The organism is Peptoniphilus sp. HMSC075B08, assembly GCF_001815405.1.
GTDB classification, from domain to species: domain Bacteria; phylum Bacillota; class Clostridia; order Tissierellales; family Peptoniphilaceae; genus Peptoniphilus_A; species Peptoniphilus_A harei.
In genome coordinates this window covers 1-16990 of sequence record NZ_KV820433.1, presented here as the reverse complement: position 1 = coordinate 16990, position 16990 = coordinate 1, and the positions used below count along the sequence as shown (strand labels likewise).

General features: G+C 34.0%; 14 protein-coding genes. 2 read left to right on the top strand and 12 right to left on the bottom strand.

The window, feature by feature from the left end; genetic code table 11:
• Positions 1–8 precede the first annotated feature (8 nt).
• The 8 genes from HMPREF3023_RS01575 to HMPREF3023_RS01540 form a co-directional block, all read right to left on the bottom strand.
• Complete coding sequence (locus tag HMPREF3023_RS01575) at positions 9–1178, bottom strand: type II secretion system F family protein (protein WP_070700112.1); 1170 nt, start codon at positions 1176–1178, stop codon at positions 9–11.
• Positions 1175–2620 carry a GspE/PulE family protein gene (locus tag HMPREF3023_RS01570; protein ID WP_070700111.1) on the bottom strand — a complete coding sequence of 482 codons (1446 nt, stop codon included), beginning with the start codon at positions 2618–2620 and terminating at the stop codon, positions 1175–1177. Before HMPREF3023_RS01570 ends, HMPREF3023_RS01575 begins: the two co-directional genes overlap by 4 nt.
• Positions 2613–4691 carry a type I DNA topoisomerase gene (topA, locus tag HMPREF3023_RS01565; protein WP_070700110.1) on the bottom strand — a complete coding sequence of 693 codons (2079 nt, stop codon included), beginning with the start codon at positions 4689–4691 and terminating at the stop codon, positions 2613–2615. Before topA ends, HMPREF3023_RS01570 begins: the two co-directional genes overlap by 8 nt.
• A gap of 25 nt (positions 4692–4716) precedes the next feature.
• Entirely contained in the window at positions 4717–5796 is a 1080-nt protein-coding gene (gene dprA / locus HMPREF3023_RS01560; RefSeq protein ID WP_070700109.1) for a DNA-processing protein DprA, read from the bottom strand.
• A 9-nt stretch (positions 5797–5805) separates the two neighbouring features.
• A complete protein-coding gene (locus HMPREF3023_RS01555; protein WP_070700108.1) occupies positions 5806–7326 on the bottom strand; it encodes a YifB family Mg chelatase-like AAA ATPase in 1521 nt (506 codons plus the stop codon).
• Between the two features lie 130 nt (positions 7327–7456).
• A complete protein-coding gene (locus HMPREF3023_RS01550; RefSeq protein ID WP_070700107.1) occupies positions 7457–8752 on the bottom strand; it encodes a copper amine oxidase N-terminal domain-containing protein in 1296 nt (431 codons plus the stop codon).
• Positions 8753–8914: 162 nt separating this feature from the next.
• Positions 8915–10162 (bottom strand): aminopeptidase, encoded by a 1248-nt coding sequence (locus HMPREF3023_RS01545; protein ID WP_070700106.1) that lies wholly within the window; start codon positions 10160–10162, stop codon positions 8915–8917.
• 108 nt (positions 10163–10270) lie between these two features.
• A complete protein-coding gene (locus HMPREF3023_RS01540) occupies positions 10271–11614 on the bottom strand; it encodes an oxaloacetate decarboxylase subunit alpha (RefSeq protein WP_070700105.1) in 1344 nt (447 codons plus the stop codon).
• A 228-nt stretch (positions 11615–11842) separates the two neighbouring features.
• On the opposite strand from HMPREF3023_RS01540, the gene rpsD reads away from it, so the two are divergent.
• Positions 11843–12439 (top strand): 30S ribosomal protein S4, encoded by a 597-nt coding sequence (rpsD, locus tag HMPREF3023_RS01535; protein WP_070700104.1) that lies wholly within the window; start codon positions 11843–11845, stop codon positions 12437–12439.
• A gap of 174 nt (positions 12440–12613) precedes the next feature.
• Here the strand turns inward: rpsD and HMPREF3023_RS01530 are convergent, their stop codons facing one another.
• Positions 12614–13918 (bottom strand): sodium-dependent transporter, encoded by a 1305-nt coding sequence (locus HMPREF3023_RS01530; RefSeq protein ID WP_070700103.1) that lies wholly within the window; start codon positions 13916–13918, stop codon positions 12614–12616.
• Between the two features lie 165 nt (positions 13919–14083).
• On the opposite strand from HMPREF3023_RS01530, the gene HMPREF3023_RS01525 reads away from it, so the two are divergent.
• Positions 14084–14341: a putative signal transducing protein gene (locus tag HMPREF3023_RS01525; protein WP_070700102.1), complete on the top strand. Its 258-nt coding sequence runs from the start codon at positions 14084–14086 to the stop codon at positions 14339–14341.
• Between the two features lie 45 nt (positions 14342–14386).
• On the opposite strand, the gene HMPREF3023_RS01520 is transcribed toward HMPREF3023_RS01525, so the two are convergent.
• The 3 genes from HMPREF3023_RS01520 to HMPREF3023_RS01510 all read right to left on the bottom strand — a co-directional run.
• On the bottom strand, positions 14387–14680 hold the full coding sequence (locus HMPREF3023_RS01520; protein WP_070700101.1) for a YciI family protein: 294 nt from the start codon (positions 14678–14680) through the stop codon (positions 14387–14389).
• A gap of 1 nt (position 14681) precedes the next feature.
• The gene (locus tag HMPREF3023_RS01515; RefSeq protein ID WP_070700100.1) at positions 14682–15746 is read right to left on the bottom strand and encodes an alpha/beta fold hydrolase; all 1065 of its coding nucleotides are present in this window, start codon (positions 15744–15746) and stop codon (positions 14682–14684) included.
• A gap of 110 nt (positions 15747–15856) precedes the next feature.
• Positions 15857–16990 (bottom strand): stalk domain-containing protein (locus HMPREF3023_RS01510; RefSeq protein WP_246829162.1); only part of this gene is annotated, 1134 nt, incomplete at its 5' end.

Sequence of the window (16990 nt, the reverse complement as noted above, 5' to 3'; positions counted from 1 at the left end):
TGTCCCTCCTAAAATTGATTTACCATATCAAAAATTGGTAGTGCAATTGACAGCACTATAAATCCAATTATCAATGCCATTATAATTATTAAAATTGGTCCCATTAGACCAAGGAATTTTTGGTTTCTGGAATTTAATTCTTCGTCATAATATGAAGACATTATAGAAAAAACTTCACTTAAGCTTGAAGACTCTTCTCCAACCCTAATCATTGATAGCAAAATATTTGAAAAAACTTCAGCTTCTTGGAAGCTTTTATAAAGATGCTCTCCTGCTTTCAGTTTAGTTAAAATTTCTTGATACCTTTCTTTTAAACTCATATTTCTTTCCATCTTAGAAATTACTTCAAGACTCCTATCCACTGTTAGGCCTGATCCAAGTAAGAGGTCCATATTAAAGGATAGGTTCATGGATTTAGTCATCTTATAGTAAGAGGATTTTAATAAGAAAGAATTAAAAGTCTTGGGGTGTTTTTGATGATAAATTAATGCAATCGATACCAGTAGTAATATTCCTAGAAATATAAATAAATAGTTTCTATAAATAAAATTTGAAAATCCTAATAAAATTCTTGTAGGAAGTGGTAGCAAGTTATTGTTGTCAGAAAAAATCTCCGCAAAACTTGGGATTACATTTATAATCAAAAAATTAATTATAAAAATTGAAGTAACTAAAAGAATTATAGGATAGGCCATGGCTTCAATAATTTTTGAACGAGTCTTTCTCTTTTTTATGTAGTAATCAGAAAGTTTATTAAAAATTTTTCCAAGACTTGAAGTGTTTTCTCCAACATAAACCATGTTTATAACAAGATTTGGGAAAGCTCCAGTCATATTCATTGCATCTGATAGAGAAGTCCCAGACCTTAAGTTATCTCGAATATCACTTAGAATCTTTCCCTTGTCCTTTGAAAACTGCGTGGATAATATTTCAAAGGCACTTTCTATATTTATTCCAGAATTTATAAAAAGAGAGAGTTGTCTAAATAAAATATAGAGATCTTCATTCTTAAATTTTTTCTTGAAGTCAAAAGAATTTGAAGATTCGATATTCTCTTCTATCTTTATAGGCCTAAGTCCCTCTCTTTTTAATTTCTCCTTGGCTTCTTTTAAGTTGTCAGCCTTAATATTTCCCTTAACTTTTTCCCTGCCCCTAAAGGCCTTGTACTTGTAAATCATAATTCACCAACAGTATGTATGTTCTTATAATACTCATCAAAAGTTGTCTCTCCACCTGCTATTAAGTTTAGAATTTCACTTGATAGGGTCTTCATTCCCTTTTCTATAGCGAGATTTTTTATATTTTTAACAGATTCTCTCCTGCTAATCATGTCCCTAATTTCGGAATCAACAATCATTATTTCAAATACAGCCATCCTGCCAGAGTAACCTTGGTTGCACTTATGACAACCCCTTGCCCTATAGATAAATTCACTTTTTATAAGTGGGTTTGTATTTTTAATCTTTTCCTTACAGTAAGGGCAGAGTCTTCTTATTAATCTTTGGGATATTACACCAATAAGACCTGCAGAAATTAGGTAGGGCTCTATTCCCATATCAATAAGTCTTCCTATTGAAGCTGGTGAAGATTCTGTGTGAAGAGTTGATAAAACTAAGTGACCAGTAATTGATGACGAAATTGCTATGTGGGCAGTGTCTTCATTTCTTATTTCACCAATCATAATCTTATCTGGGTCCATCCTCAAAATTGCTTTTAGGCCCTTCTCAAAACTTAGACCTGTGTTGGGATTTACTTCAATTTGATTTATACCGTCAATTTTATACTCAATTGGGTCTTCAATAGTCATGATGTTTATGTCATCATCTTGAATTTTTCTTAAAAGAGTGTATAGGGATGAAGTCTTACCGGAAGATGTTGGGCCACAAATTAGAATCAAGCCTGATGGTTGAGAAATTAATTTCATTACCTTGTCATAATTTTCTCCCACAAGCCCAATTCCTTCTGGAGTGTAAGAAATTCTTTGGATATCTAAAATTCTTAATACTATTTTTTCGCCACTTCCAGTAGGTGTTGTTGCAACCCTTATGTCAATCTTATCTCCCTTAAAGTCAAAGGAAAATCTTCCGTCCTGAGGGAGTCTCTTCTCTGAAATATCAAGTTGAGATAGAATCTTTATTCTTGTTATTAAATGGGGATAAATCTTTTTTGGCAATTCAATTAACTTATTTAGGGCTCCATCAATCCTGATTCTCACAACTATATTGTCATGCCTTGGTTCTATGTGGATATCACTAGCATTTTTAGCAATACTCTCTCTTAGAATATAATCAAGGGCTCTAACAGCTGGTGAGTCTTCCTTGTCCTCATCTTCTAAGACTATTAAGTCCTCATACTCCTTATTTATATCTTCTAAAAGATAATCTTTTCCATCACTATTATAAATTTCATCTAGGATTAGATTTATCTTATCAATACTAGCTTCCTCAAAAGAAATTTTTCTTCCTAGTTTTTCGCCGAGATTGTAGCTTAAGATCTCGTCATTAATATGTAAAGAGTAGAAGACCACTAGGTCGCCTTCTTCTCTATATGGAGCTATAAAATTTTTTCGACAGTAATTTTCTGTCAAAATATTTTTAAGATCAAAAGAAAAATTATTCACTTTCCTCTCTCCTGTAGTCACAAGTAGAATTACTACATTTTATTGTTTTTTTATTTCTTGAATTCATCTCTGTCAAAATGCTTCCACACTTTGGACATTTTTCATCAATTGGCTTGTTCCAAGATACAAATTCACATTTTGGATATTGGTCACAGCCGTAGAAGATTCTTCCCTTTTTAGATCTCTTAACTACAATTTCTCCATCGTCACAGTCTGGGCACTTAACTCCAATTTTTTCAACAAGAGGTTTAGTGTTCCTGCATTCCGGGAAGCCTGGACATGCCAAGAACTTTCCATACCTACCCATTTTTATGACCATATTTCTGCCACACTTGTCACAGATTTCATCTGTCACTGGATCTTCAATTTCAACTTTTTCTATATTTTCATAAGCCTTGTCAAGATCTTCTTTTAAATCACCATAGAAAGACCTGACAAGTTCCTTCCAAGGTTTTTTGCCTTCAGCAATTTCATCAAGTTCAAATTCCATTTGGGCAGTGAACTTCTTGTCAACTAGGTTGTCAAAATTATCTACTAAGATTTCATTTACTGTTTGACCTAGCTCTGTTGGGACAAATTTCTTCTCTTCAAGAACTACATAATACCTACTTTGGAGAGTAGAAATTGTTGGCGCATAGGTAGAAGGTCTTCCAACTCCCAAGGCTTCAAGCTCCTTAATGAGTGAGGCTTCGTTGTATCTTGGAGGCGGATTTGTGAAGTGTTGTTCCTTCTTAATATCTTTTAATTTTAGAACTTGTCCTTCCTCAAGTGGCGGAAGTTCCTTTGCCTTCTCAAGGCTATAGTCGTAAACTCTTAAGAATCCGTCAAAGTCCAAAGTAGACCCAGTTACCCTAAATAATTCAAGATTAGAAACTATATCTGCTGATATTGTGTTAAAAATTGCATTTGCCATAAGTGATGCAACAAACCTCTTCCAAATTAAGGAATACAATTTAAATTGATCCTTTGAGAGGGAATCTTTTATTGAGTAAGGTGTTTTTGTAACATCAGTTGGCCTAATACATTCGTGGGCATCTTGAATGTTTTCAGATTTTTTAGCTGGTGCCTTTGACTTTCCAAGATAATTCTTACCATAAGACTTTTCTATAAAATTTAGGCATGCATTTTGTGCCTCTTGGGAAATCCTCACTGAGTCAGTTCTCATGTAAGTTATGAGACCTACTGAACCTTCTTTTGGAAGTTTAACACCTTCATAAAGACTTTGGGCAACCATCATAGTTTTCTTTGTGGAAAAATTAATTCTCCTAGAACTTTCTTGTTGCATTGTAGAAGTTGTAAAAGGATTTGGAGACTTTCTAGCTCTTTTTCCCTTCTTCACAGAGTCCACAGTAAACTTGTCCTTATCTACATTATTTATTACTTTGTCAGCATCCTTTTCAGTCTTAAGCTCAACTTTTTTAGCCTTATTATTTTCTTTTACACCATAATAATCAGCAAGAAGTTTCCTTCTTCCTGCCCTTAAATCAGCTTCAATAGTCCAGTACTCTTCGGGGATAAAGCTATCAATTTCCTCTTCCCTATCACAAATTAATTTTAGGACTGCTGATTGAACACGACCTGCTGATAAGCCAGACTTAACTTTCTTCCATAGTAGGGGAGAAATTTTATAACCTGCCAGCCTATCAAGTTCACGTCTTGCTTGTTGAGCATCAACAAGGTTCATATCAATAGTTCTTGGGTTTTTAATTTCTCTTTTTACTGTGTCCTTAGTTATTTCATTGAAGGTAACCCTGTTTTTATCATCTTCATCCATACCTAAAATATAAGAAAGGTGCCAAGATATGGCTTCTCCTTCTCTATCGGGGTCGGTTGCAAGGAATATCTTGTCTGCTTTTTTTGCTTCAGACTTAATTTCTTTAATTAAAGGACCCTTACCATATATATTCATGTATTGTGGTTCAAAATCATTTTCTATATCTATACCAAGTTTAGACTTGGGTAGGTCCCTAACGTGGCCTACAGATGCAATAACATTGTAATTTCTGCCAAGCATCTTTTTTATTGTCTTTGCCTTAGTAGGTGACTCGACTATTACGAGATTTTTTGCCAAAATATCATCTCCTTCTTCCTAAAATTTATTTTAAAATTTGGAATTCGTTCATGGAAATTTTTTCTATAATTCCCTTAAGTTCCAATTTTGTCAGTAGCTTATTTATATAAAATACCTCATTATTTAAATTTATGCAAATATCATTTGTGTTATTTATCCCCTTTTCAATGAGATTATAGACTGCTCTTTCTTCCAAATCTAATTCAATCTTTTCTTCTTTTTCTTTTTTATCCAAAATCCCTGGATAAAAATCTAAGATATCTTTTATTTCTATTAAAGGAATTGCTCCATCACGAATGAGCTTATTTGTTCCAACAGAATAAATGGATGTAATATTGCCTGGGACTGCAAAGACTTCTCTTCCTTGTTCTGCAGCAAGCCTTGCAGTAATTAGACTGCCAGACTTATCCTTTGCTTCAACAACTACGACAGTCTTTGAAAGCCCAGAAATTATTCTGTTCCTCATGGGAAAGGTAAACTTGTTGGCTTCAGTTCCTAAGGGAAACTCACTAATAACTGCTCCCTTTTCAGAGATTTCTTCATAAAGGGCCTTATTTGACTTTGGATAGATTACATCAATTCCTGTCCCCAAGACTGCAATTGTATTTAGATTATTTTGAAGAGCCCTTCTATGAGATAGGGTGTCAATGCCGTAGGCCATGCCACTTACAATTGTGAAGTCATAATACCTCAAATCGTCAATTATCTTATTTACAGCCATGTTCCCATAAGATGAGTGGGACCTTGCTCCAACAAAGGCAATGGGATTATAAATATTTAAATTTCCCCTAACATAAAGAAGAGAAGGTGGATCTTCGATGTACCTAAGTTCATCAGGATAGTCTTCATCGAGGATTGTCACTATGTGAACACCAATTGAATGGGTTTTCTCCCTAATCTTTTCTATTATAAGTTCAAAGTCCTTAGCTCTCTTATCTAACCTCTTGGTACTCTTTTCTGAAAGGACCTTCTCTTCCAAATAATTAACTTTATAAAAATCTTCAAGGGGAATATTTTTATCCATTAAGTAATCCAAAACTTTTAAAGAGTTTTGGCTGGAAAAATTTATTGCATTTAAAAAAATAAGTAAATCTCTTTCATCCATTAGATCCTCCTAGTTGCCCCAGAACTTCTTGTCCATAGTCCTATACTGGATACTTTCAAGTACGTGATCTTCTTTTATATTTTCACAACCATCCATGTCGGCAATGGTCCTTGCAATCTTTAAAATTTTATTGTAAGTCCTTGCACTCATTCCATATTTTTTAAAGGCAAGCTCTAAAATTTTTTCAGAATTATTATCTAAGGCACAGTATCTTTTTAATTTATTTTCAGGAATTTCAGAATTGTATTTAAAAGTCTCATCCTTAAACCTATCCTTTTGAACTTCCCTAACATACTTGACCCTGTTTCTTATAGCTTCAGAAGATTCTCCAGACCTTTCGGAAGAAATATCCTTGTAATTAACTTCAGGTACCTCAAGATGGATGTCAATCCTATCCAAAAGTGGATGAGAAATTTTTGAAAGATACCTTTGAATTTCATAAGGCGAGCAAGTACACTCGTGAGTCTTGGAATTATGGTAGCCACAAGGACAAGGGTTTAAAGCAACAACAAGCTGGAAGTCTGCTGGATACTTAACATTTGCATTAGCACGAGATATTATTATGTCTTTGGATTCCATTGGCTGACGCAAAACTTCTAAGACAGACTTTGAAAATTCTGGCAATTCATCTAGGAACAAGACCCCCTTATGGGCAAGAGATATTTCTCCTGGTTTTGGTATCCTTCCTCCACCTATCAATGAAACTGCTGATGCTGTGTGGTGGGGTGACCTAAAGGGTGGTTTCGTTATAAGTGAGTTGTCGTCTAAGAGTCCTGATATAGAATAAATTTTTGTAACTTCAATGGCTTCTTCAAAGTCTAGCTCTGGCAAGATTGTTGGAAATCTTTTTGCTGCCATGGTCTTTCCCGAACCTGGTGAACCTAAGATTAAAATATTTGACTTTGCAGATGCTGAAATTTCTAGAGCCCTCTTCAAGTTTTCTTGACCCTTTATATCAGAAAAATCCATGTCATAAGAAACCTTTTCCCTCTTTAGACTTCCCATGCATCTTTCAATTTGAATCTCTCCCCTTATAAAAGACACAACTTCTTCCAAGGTCTTCACAGGATAAATTTCTACATCAGATACTATGGCACATTCCTTGCGATTTTCATAGGGAACGATAAATTTTCTGTAGCCCTTCTCCCTCATGGATATGACCATGGGAAGGGCACCCTGGATTTTATTTACCTTACCATCAAGGGCAAGCTCTCCCATGTAGACATAGGGTGAGTAGTCCATATCAAGGCTTTCATCACAACTTAAGAGGCTCACTGCAATGGCTAGGTCAAGTTGAGTTCCGTCTTTTCTAAGATTGGCAGGAGCTAAATTTATTGTAATCCTCTTTTTTGGAAAGTCGTATCCAGAATTTTTTATTGCCGACTTTACCCTCTCTGTTGATTCTTTGACAGCTGTATCTGCAAGTCCAACTAGGATGATTTTTGGCATTCCATTTGATAAGTCTACTTCTACGTCAACTGGATATCCGTTGAGTCCAGTTAAGGTACAAGTTTTTGTGCAAGAGTACATAATACCTCCTTATCTATTTATGTAAATTACTTTTATTTTCTTAATTATATTTTAGCAGAAAACCTTTACAAATTCTAAAGTAATTAAAAAAAGTCAGGCCTTCATACCTGACTTCATTTCATTTTAAAAATCATTTTTCAACTGTAACTATTACTTCCTTATCAACTCTTTTTGAAAGTTCTTGATAATGCTTAGTCATTTCCTTGTTCCTATAGTCTACTTGAGCATCTCTAGGAATTCCCTCAGCAGTTTTAATTGTGCCCTTGGAATTTATAAGTTTGTAAAGACCGTCATACATAACATAATCGCCTTTTTTTTGCTCAAATTGTTCGTAATACTTAATACATCCTCCAAAAGTTTTATTACCTGATTGGACAATTTTTTTGTCTAATATAAAGTAACCTGGTCTCCAAGTTGACTTCTCAACTACAAGTTCCTTCATAAGATCATTAGGAATCTTAATTGTTACCTTTGGATTTCCAAAAGTGAAAGTAGTGTAGGCTTCCTTAATAGGAGCAGCTTTTGGTGCGCTTTCTTTTGCTTTTTCAACTGGCTTAATTTTTTCTGTACTATCTTCTACTTTATTAATATTTTTCAAATCAAATTTTGGGAAAATATTATTTGTTGGAAGAGCAACTGATTCTTGGAAATTTTTAAGGGTATCGTCGCTTCCCTTAAGGCTTGGATCAAACTTCTTTAGACTTTTATCTGAGAACTCGTATCTAACTAGGACCTTTCCATTTTCTTGGTAAAGATTAAGAGCTGGGAAGATGGCTTTTTCTTTTTCTGTACCAATTGAACCAACAAGTCCATTCATTGTTCCCTTTTTATAAAGTCCCTTGTCATAAAAGTTTACAAGACCTTCTGGTGGTGCCTCTTCAATAAAAATATTATTTTCAAAATTATCTTTTACATAAAGAGTAAAGCCATACTTGGAAAAATCTAACTTTTTAAGATTTGAGTAGTCTATATTTCTTGTGTTAAGTCCATTTCCAATATAAACTGCACCATCATTTGGATTCCAGCTAATAGGTTTGTTGAGAGATTCTCCAACATAGCGAATTGGAACATAAGTGCTGTCATTGCAAAGAATTGGAGCCACGTCCATTGTCTTCTTAAGTCCATTGACCTCAAGATTTTTGCTTTTAACATTCATGCCAACTTCTTGACCATTTCCCTTGATTGTAATATTACGAGTAGTATGATCGTAAGTTACGTCAAATCCCAAAGTTTCACTGACAAATCTTAAGGGTACATAGGTACGACTGTTTGATATAAATCCATAAAATTTTGAGTCACCCTTGTAGGCAGTCTCACAATCTGCGCCATCAATTACAAGTGGCGTGTCAAAGTTGTAGGCATAGACATTGGCACTTAAAGTTAGGACCAAGGCAAGCCCAAGTAATAATTTTTTAAATCCTTTCATAAATATCCTCCTTAATCAAAAAACTATCTTATTAAAAATATTTTATCATATTAAAGGCATGATGTTAAAAAAATAGACAAGCTAATTCTTAATTTCTAGATAAAAATAAAAAAACCTCTCCACTATTTCTAGTGAAGAGGTTTAAATTTTTTTCTAATTTTATTAAATTACAAAATTTCCTTCTTTAAAGATTTGAACTTGCTCTCCATTTTCTTTGACGCCAATGATTTCTGTAGTTTCGTCTCCCACCATGAAATCAACATGAGTTAGGGAATCGTTCATTCCCCTTTCCTTTAACTCTTCTATTGAAAGTTTTTCTCCACCTTCAAGGCAAGTTGGATAAGACTTACCTAGGGCAAAGTGGCAGGATGCATTTTCATCATAAAGTGTGTTGTAGAAAAGGACCTTTCTCATGGAAATTGGTGTGTTATAAGAAACTAGAGCGACTTCTCCTAGTCTCTTTGCTCCTTCATCAGTTTCTAAAATATTTTTTAAATATTCTTTTCCAGCTTTTGCGTCATAATCAACAACAAGTCCATCCTTGAATACTAAATAAAAGTCTTCTATTAAATTTCCATTGTAGTTAAGTGGCATTGTTGAATAAACTTTTCCGTTAACTCCATCAAGTCTTGGGGCAGAGAAAACTTCTTCACTTGGCATGTTGGCAATAAATTGTTCTCCATCAGAATTTATATCTCCTGCTCCTGCAAAGATGTAGCCCTTTGGAAGTCCAACTTCAAGGTCTGTTCCCCTTTCAGACTTGTAAATTAATTTTTCAAACTTAGCATCATTTAAGAACTTGCTGTATCTGTTTAAGTTATCTACGTGATTTTCTAGGGCTTTTTCTGGATCATCTTCAAAAAGTCTAACTGAATTAAAGATTTCAAACCAAAGTCTTTTAACAGCTTCATCTTCTTCAAGGTCCGGAAAAACTTTTGTAGCCCAAGATGGAATACTTGCTCCCACAACAATCCAAGAAACGTAATTTGCCATCATCTTTGCAGAAAAATCTCTTAGTGCCTTAGAGTTGGCAAGGTTAGACTGAAATAATTTATCAGAATCTACTCCCTTGAAGGCATCTGGGTCTGAACCTGTAACTGAAAGATACTTTGCCTTTTTTTCCATGTAGTAGTTTTCCTTGTCAACCTTGTGTTTAGGAATGTCTGTTAAGACATCGATGTTTTCATTTTCATACTTAAGTCTAGAAATAACTTGGTCTCTGTAGTCAACTACAACTTCACCAGCACCTAGTTCATAAGCTTTTTTTGTACATTTAATGGCAAAGTCTCTTGCTTCAATGGGACATCTGACTACAAGCTTGTCCCCATCTTTAATCTTTAAACCAATCTTTAAAATTAGTTCTGCGTATTTTTCTATATAGTCATCGACTTTAAAATTTTTATAGTCCATTTAATCATCCCTTCAATTTATAAATTTATTTAAAATTAATATACAACAAATTATTATAAGATGCAAAAAAAGATACTACCCTCACGGAGTAGCATCTTTAAATCAAACTTATTTAGAATATTTCTTTGCTAAGAAGTCCTTGGCAACTTGTGGGAAAAGTGCGTAAGTCAATACGTCTTCATCACATCTTGCAAGGTCCCCAATTTCTGCCTTGTACTTGTCAAAAGCTGGTTCTAAGTGGTTAGCAGGTCTGTCAGTAATAACTTCTGCATCACCAATTATAGATTTTCTAAAAGCTTCGTCAACTTCCACTGGAGTCTTTCCGTAAAGTCCCTTTAGATAATCCTTGATTTCATTTGGAACCATCTTGTATCTCTTGCCAGTCATAACGTTAAAGGAAGCTTGTGTACCAACCATTTGACTCATTGGAGTAACAAGTGGTGGGAAGCCCATGTCTCTTCTAACATTTGGAACTTCTGCAAGAACCTTATCAAATAGATGGTCTTGCTTAGCTGCAGAAAGTTGAGAGCTTAAGTTTGAAAGCATTCCACCAGGCACTTGATAAATTAGTCCCTTTGGATCAACTGTAAGCATTTTAACTCTCATTGTTCCGTCGTTAAGATATTTATTCTTAACTTCTTGGAAGTAAGGTGCAAGTTCATTTAGAATGTCTAGGTCAAGGTCAACATCGTATCCTGCTTCTTTTAAGATAAGAGCAAGAGTTTCTGTTGGTGGTTGACTTGTTCCACCTGAGAAAGGAGAAATTGCTGTGTCAATAATATCGGCACCTTCTTCAATTCCCTTTAGGTAAGTCATAGATCCACAACCAGTTGTTTCGTGAGTGTGAAGTTCTATTGGAATGTCAATTACCTTTCTCATTGATCTAACTAGGTCTCTTGAAACAGGTGGAGTTAAAATTCCAGCCATGTCCTTGATGGCAATGGAGTCTGCTCCCATTTCTTGAACCTTCTTTGCAAGGTCAGTGAAGTATTCAATAGTGTGAACTTCTGATGTCGTATAACAAATTGCAACTTGAGCTTCTGCTCCAGCCTTCTTTGTTGCCTTAAGAGATGTTTCAATATTTCTTACATCATTAAGTGCATCAAAAATTCTTATTATATCAATTCCATTTTTAACAGATAGTTCAATAAATTTTTCTACGATGTCATCTGGATAGTTTTTATATCCTAAAAGATTTTGACCTCTTAGAAGCATTTGTGTCTTAGTGTTTTTAAAATTAGACTTAATTTTTCTAAGTCTTTCCCATGGATCTTCGTCTAAATATCTTATGCAGGAGTCAAAAGTTGCTCCTCCCCAACATTCGATTGCCTTGTAGCCAACCTTGTCAAGTCTTTCTAGTGCAGGTTCCATATCCTTGTAAGTCATTCGTGTTGCCATAAGTGATTGGTGAGCGTCACGAAGAATAGTATCAACAAATTCTATTTTTTTCATAAATCCTCCTAGGTATTCTATACGTTCAGATTATTCTTATTAACTTAAGTATAACATAAATCCTTCAAATTTTTTAATACTTAAATGGGTTTTATAACAAATAATTTTTGTTGCTCTATAAAGTTTTCATTATATTTTGTAATTCTCTTTACAAAGCCATTGTCATTTAGTATAATGCTATCGGCTTATAAATTATCGCGGCGAAAATTTATAAGGAGTTTGATAAAAATGGCAAAAATGATGGATCCAAAGTTCAAGCAATCAAGAAGACTTGGACTAAATGTATGCGGTCACCCAAAGGCAATGAAAAGAGCTACAAGAGGTACTGCAAGAAGTGATAAAAAACTTACTGAATACGGTAAGCAACTTTTAGAAAAACAAAGATTAAGAGCATACTACGGTGTACTTGAAAAACAATTTGTTAATCTATTCAAAGAAGCTCAAAGAACTCAAGGCCAAACTGGTCCAAACCTTGTAATATTCCTAGAAACTAGATTAGATTCTCTATGTTACAGAATGGGCTATGCATCTTCAATTAGACAAGCAAGACAAATGGTTAGCCACGGTCACTTAACTGTAAACGGAAAGAAAGTAAACATTCCTTCTTACAGATGTCAACCTGGCGATGTTATTGCACTATCAGCTAAAGGAAGAAAAGTTGACCTATTTAAAGAAAACTACAACACTAACATTGTTGTAAACTATCCTTACATTTCTAAGGACGAAGACTTTAAGGCAACTTTAGTTTCTCTACCAAACAGAGAAGATGTTCCAATAGAAATTGAAGACCAATTAATCGTTGAATTCTATTCAAAGAACATGTAATGAAAATGAAAAAGACCCAGCCAGGGTCTTTTTTGTTACTAAAAAAGTGGAGGTCAGTCCCCCACTTTTTTATTGCAAATTTTTAATTAGATATTTTGAAAATTTTTCACTTATTCTTTAAATATAAAAAATCCCATTAAAAAAGTCCCATGGATTTCCATGGGACCTTTATTTTTATTTAATAAATTGACTTAAGAAAATTATAACTATAACAATTGGTGATATATATTTTATACTGACATTCATCCAGGTCTTAACAAAAGGACTTTTAATGTTTGCTGCCTTAAGAACATTTTCCATCTTCCAAGCTCTTGCTGAGAAAAGAGCAATTAGTAGACAACCAATTACTAAGATATAATTACTTTCAACATTATCCAAGAAGGCAAAGGCTGGATCATAGAAAATTGATACAGCTGCAATAAGAACTATTATTGCACTTGCAAGCATTAGGGCCTTGATTCTTTCTAGTTTAAATCTTTCCATAAATTGTCCTACAATTGCTTCAAGAACCCCAACAGAAGAAGTAAAGGCAGCAATATAGAAACCAAAGTAAAATAGAACTGAAAGTACTCTACCAAATGGTACAACGTTAAAAGCAAGTGGAAGAGTTAAGAATGTAAGTCCAACTCCTTCCCCTGGTGTAAGCCCTGTTGCAAAAACTATTGGAAGAATCATAAATCCAGATAAAATTCCTGCAAATACTAGGGCTAGACAAATAACTGTTGAGTCCTTAAAGATATTTTCGTCCTTTTCCTTGATGTAAGAACCAAATACCATAGACCCAAGCATGGCAAGTCCCAAGGCAAAGAAGGCCTGTCCCAAACAAGTTATAATTGAGTTAAAGGAAAATTTGGAGAAGTCTGGTTTAAATAAGAAAGTAATACCCTCTTTTGCACCAGGTAGTCTAAGTCCAAAGAAAATGATAATTATCATAATTACAAATAAAACTGGAATTAAGATCTTTGAAACTCTTTCGATTCCCTTTTGAACTCCAAGAATAATAACTGCGTTGTTAAGGACGAAGTTAACTAAGAAAAATATAAAAACTGTTGTCTTTTTAGCGTTAAAGGCATCAAAGTAAGCTTGAATTCCTTGGCTATCAAGTCCAACAAAGTCACCCATAAATGCTCCCGCTATATATTTTATTATCCATGCATAAATAACTGAAGTGTAACCTACAATTATTAGGGCAGCAAGTGTGTGTAAGTAACCAGCTAGATACCATTTTGTGTTTGGTTTTAAAGTCTTGTAAGCATCTATGGCGGCATTACCCGTTGCATAACCTATGGTAACTTCACAAGTCATTAGGGGAATTCCTATAACTAAGATAATTAAAATATACAAGAATATAAATATTGCTCCACCGTTTTCGCCAACTACGTAAGGAAACCTCCAAAGAGTTCCTATACCAAGGGCAAGGCCAATGGCAACCATAATAAATCCTAGGATTGATGAAAATCCTTCATTTTGTTTTGACATACGCTCTCTCCTTTTTTATATACTAGAAATACTAACACAAAAGCCAATTTTTTTAAATAGATTTAGTGTATTTTCCCCTTTAAAGCGACAAATTTTTTAAATTATTTATTTTTTCTTAAATTCATTCTCAATCCTATTCGTGGTATAATCTCCTTAGGTGATAATATGAAAAAAGACATTGAATATGTAAAACTTGTGACTTCAACTAATAAACTCATCTTTGATGAGATATGTGCTTTCTTAGAAGACAACTCAATTCCATATTTTGTCAAAGACGAGGGTGACTATATGCGTCTCATCTCTGGCTTCTCTCTTTATGAAAAGGGAATTTATGTATCAGAAGATGACTTCGACGAAGCGAATGAGCTATTGGTTTACTTTATGAATGACAACGACACAAGTGGGGACTTGTCCTTTGACTGATCTTAAATAAAAATAAAGCTGAGAATTTTTCTTTCTCAGCTTTTTTTATTGGATAAACAATTCTATTAAATTTTTATTTATGGCATTGGGATAAAATTTTATGATTTCGTAGTCCAGGTAACCTCCCAAGACTAGCGGATCATTGTCACAAAAGTCCTTGACTTCATCTCCCAAATAGATTCCTATTCCTCCACCCTCATCCCTTGGGCCAGAGATAATTAAATTCCCCACATCAACTTCATTCTCATGATAGTTTAAGTGTTCCTCAAGTAATTTTTCAAAATCTTTATCCAGCTTTTTATTTTTCTTTAAGTTTCCGATTATTAAATAAGAGTTCATTTTACTTTTCCAAGAAGTCTACAATGTCCTTAAAGACTTCTTCCCTCTCTTCTTCCCTAAAAATTTCGTGCTTCATCATCTTATAAAGTTTTGATTCTATATTTTTGTAGCCAACTTCTTTTAAGAGATTAATAGAAGATTCAAAGCCTTTCTCTCCCCCAATTACTACGTCATCTTCTCCTGCAACAAAAAATATATCAAGATCAGGATTTTTAAACTTGTAGTTTTTTGTGTTTTTTAATTCTCTTACACCTTCAAAGACAGCAAGGTAACCCCTGTTTTTAAAAACTGAAGGCATGTGAGGGTCTCTCTCTGCATCTTTTATATTTTCTTTAGAGTAAGACAACCAATCAAAGTGTTTTTTGTCTCCAGTATAAAGTTTTTTCATTAAATAAATTGTTCTTTGTTCTCCAAAGTAAAAGTTTATAAAATTTCCAAGAAAAATTGCAAGTGGAACTTCTGGAACATAATTTGGTGGCCCTGACAATACTAATTTTTTTATTAGATCGTCGCCCTCTTCAAGATAGATTCTTCCAAAGACAGTGCCAAGTGAGTGACCAATTAAATAAATATCAGTGCCTGGGAATTTATTTTTAAGTGCCTTTGTTATGGCCATGTTATCGTCAACAACCTTCTCCACTCCATCTATATAGCCAGTGGTGTACTTGCCTCCTGTGGACCTTCCGTGCCCCCTGTTGTCAGATATAAAGCAGGAGTATCCCCTTTCATTTAAATACTTAATCAAGTAATAGTATCTTTCCTTGTGCTCAAGAGCTCCATGGATAATTTGCACTAAGGCCTTGGGGTCTTCCACTGGAAAAAATCCTCCGTCTAAAACAAAACCATCGTAGGATTTTATTTTAACTCTTTCAAAGTTTGGAAGTTCATAAAAATCTTTCTCGTTACCAACTTCTATAAAGTCATCATTTTCCTTTTTCACAGAAATAAATTCTAAGTCACATTTTAAATCCACATCTTCATTTTGCAAAAGTTTGTTGGACTTTCTATAGTGAATTTGTGGAATCAAAAAAATAATTAAAATTAATAAGATAATAAAATAAGTCATAATTCACCTCAAGGTCATTATAACAAAATATTCAGTGACTTTGTCCTATAATATTTTTATTTCAATATATTCGCAAATAAAAAGGAAGGTCTCCCTTCCTCTTTAAAATTTTATTTAATGTTGATTGTAACTGTCTTATCCATATCGTTCCACTCTATATCTTGGTCTTCTCCATCGAGTCTGTTACCACTTGTTAGTCCAAAGACTTGTGCGACATTAACTAGGGGAAGATAAATTCTTCCATTAATATTAAGAGCTTTTGATTCAAGTTCTATTGTCTCGCCATTAGACAAGACAATTTTCTTGCCATCGATTTGTATAAGGGCTGTGAGACCCTCTCTTGTAAAGGAAGCTGTCCTTGTTCCTTCATTCCAAATTACTTTGGCATCGAGAATATCAGCCAAAGTCCTAAGTGGTAAGAAAGTTCTATCATATTTTATAAGTGGTTTTACTTCCATGTTTCTTTCTAAAGTTTTGCCATCTTCTATTGTAGTGTAAGTGCCTGTTTTCATATTAATTACAAATTTTTTTGAATTGACTTGTGGCTTACTTTCTTTGTAAGTAATTTTTGTTTCTACCTTGTAAGTTGGCGTCCTATGATTTCTTGCATAGTATCTTGGAAAGTCATTCCATGAGTCTCTTTTATTTTCTGTCTTTTTATTGTCTTCTTCCTCATTGTCTTTAGGATTTTCTTCAGGGTCTTTGTTGTCTTTTTCTCCTTGTTTTTCTTCTGGGTCATTATCCCCTACTTCTCCTGGTTTTTCTTCAGGCTCTTCCTTTTCAGGTGTCTTTTCTCTTAAGATAATTATGTCTTCTGCCTTGATCAAATTACTTGATCCATCTTCGTAAATTAAAGTCACATTTCCCCTATCGTCAACTTCAATTGAAACAACTTGAGGGTTTGCTTCCCTAATTTTTTCTTCAATTTCAGATTTTTCTGTAGGATTTATATTTTCAAGATTTTCAACCTCAGTTTTATCAGGATTTTGTACTGGGAATTTTTCTGCCATTGGAGCTAGAACTTCAATAGGAATTTCAACAATCCTTGATGATCCATCTTTAAAGATTACTTTTACTTTTCCAGTGTAGGTTCCTGAAATCTTAGTACTAATTGTGTCACTAACATCTTCAACTTCTGCTCCATCTGGTAGATTTTTAATATTATCTAAAAGATTTATTTCTCCATTATAAGGAACTTCTTCTTTGATTATATCTGACTCATTAATTTTTGGTATTGGAGTAAT

What these genes read in the sequence shown, in the direction of transcription:
- HMPREF3023_RS01540 (WP_070700105.1), bottom strand. Translation starts at nt 11,614, where the DNA reads ATGAAAAAAATAGAATTTGTTGATACTATTCTTCGTGACGCTCACCAA.
- HMPREF3023_RS01515 (WP_070700100.1), bottom strand. Translation starts at nt 15,746, where the DNA reads ATGACTTATTTTATTATCTTATTAATTTTAATTATTTTTTTGATTCCA.
- HMPREF3023_RS01555 (WP_070700108.1), bottom strand. Translation starts at nt 7,326, where the DNA reads ATGTACTCTTGCACAAAAACTTGTACCTTAACTGGACTCAACGGATAT.
- HMPREF3023_RS01575 (WP_070700112.1), bottom strand. Translation starts at nt 1,178, where the DNA reads ATGATTTACAAGTACAAGGCCTTTAGGGGCAGGGAAAAAGTTAAGGGA.
- HMPREF3023_RS01545 (WP_070700106.1), bottom strand. Translation starts at nt 10,162, where the DNA reads ATGGACTATAAAAATTTTAAAGTCGATGACTATATAGAAAAATACGCA.
- HMPREF3023_RS01530 (WP_070700103.1), bottom strand. Translation starts at nt 13,918, where the DNA reads ATGTCAAAACAAAATGAAGGATTTTCATCAATCCTAGGATTTATTATG.
- HMPREF3023_RS01525 (WP_070700102.1), top strand. Translation starts at nt 14,084, where the DNA reads ATGAAAAAAGACATTGAATATGTAAAACTTGTGACTTCAACTAATAAA.
- rpsD (WP_070700104.1), top strand. Translation starts at nt 11,843, where the DNA reads ATGGCAAAAATGATGGATCCAAAGTTCAAGCAATCAAGAAGACTTGGA.
- HMPREF3023_RS01520 (WP_070700101.1), bottom strand. Translation starts at nt 14,680, where the DNA reads ATGAACTCTTATTTAATAATCGGAAACTTAAAGAAAAATAAAAAGCTG.
- dprA (WP_070700109.1), bottom strand. Translation starts at nt 5,796, where the DNA reads ATGGATGAAAGAGATTTACTTATTTTTTTAAATGCAATAAATTTTTCC.
- HMPREF3023_RS01550 (WP_070700107.1), bottom strand. Translation starts at nt 8,752, where the DNA reads ATGAAAGGATTTAAAAAATTATTACTTGGGCTTGCCTTGGTCCTAACT.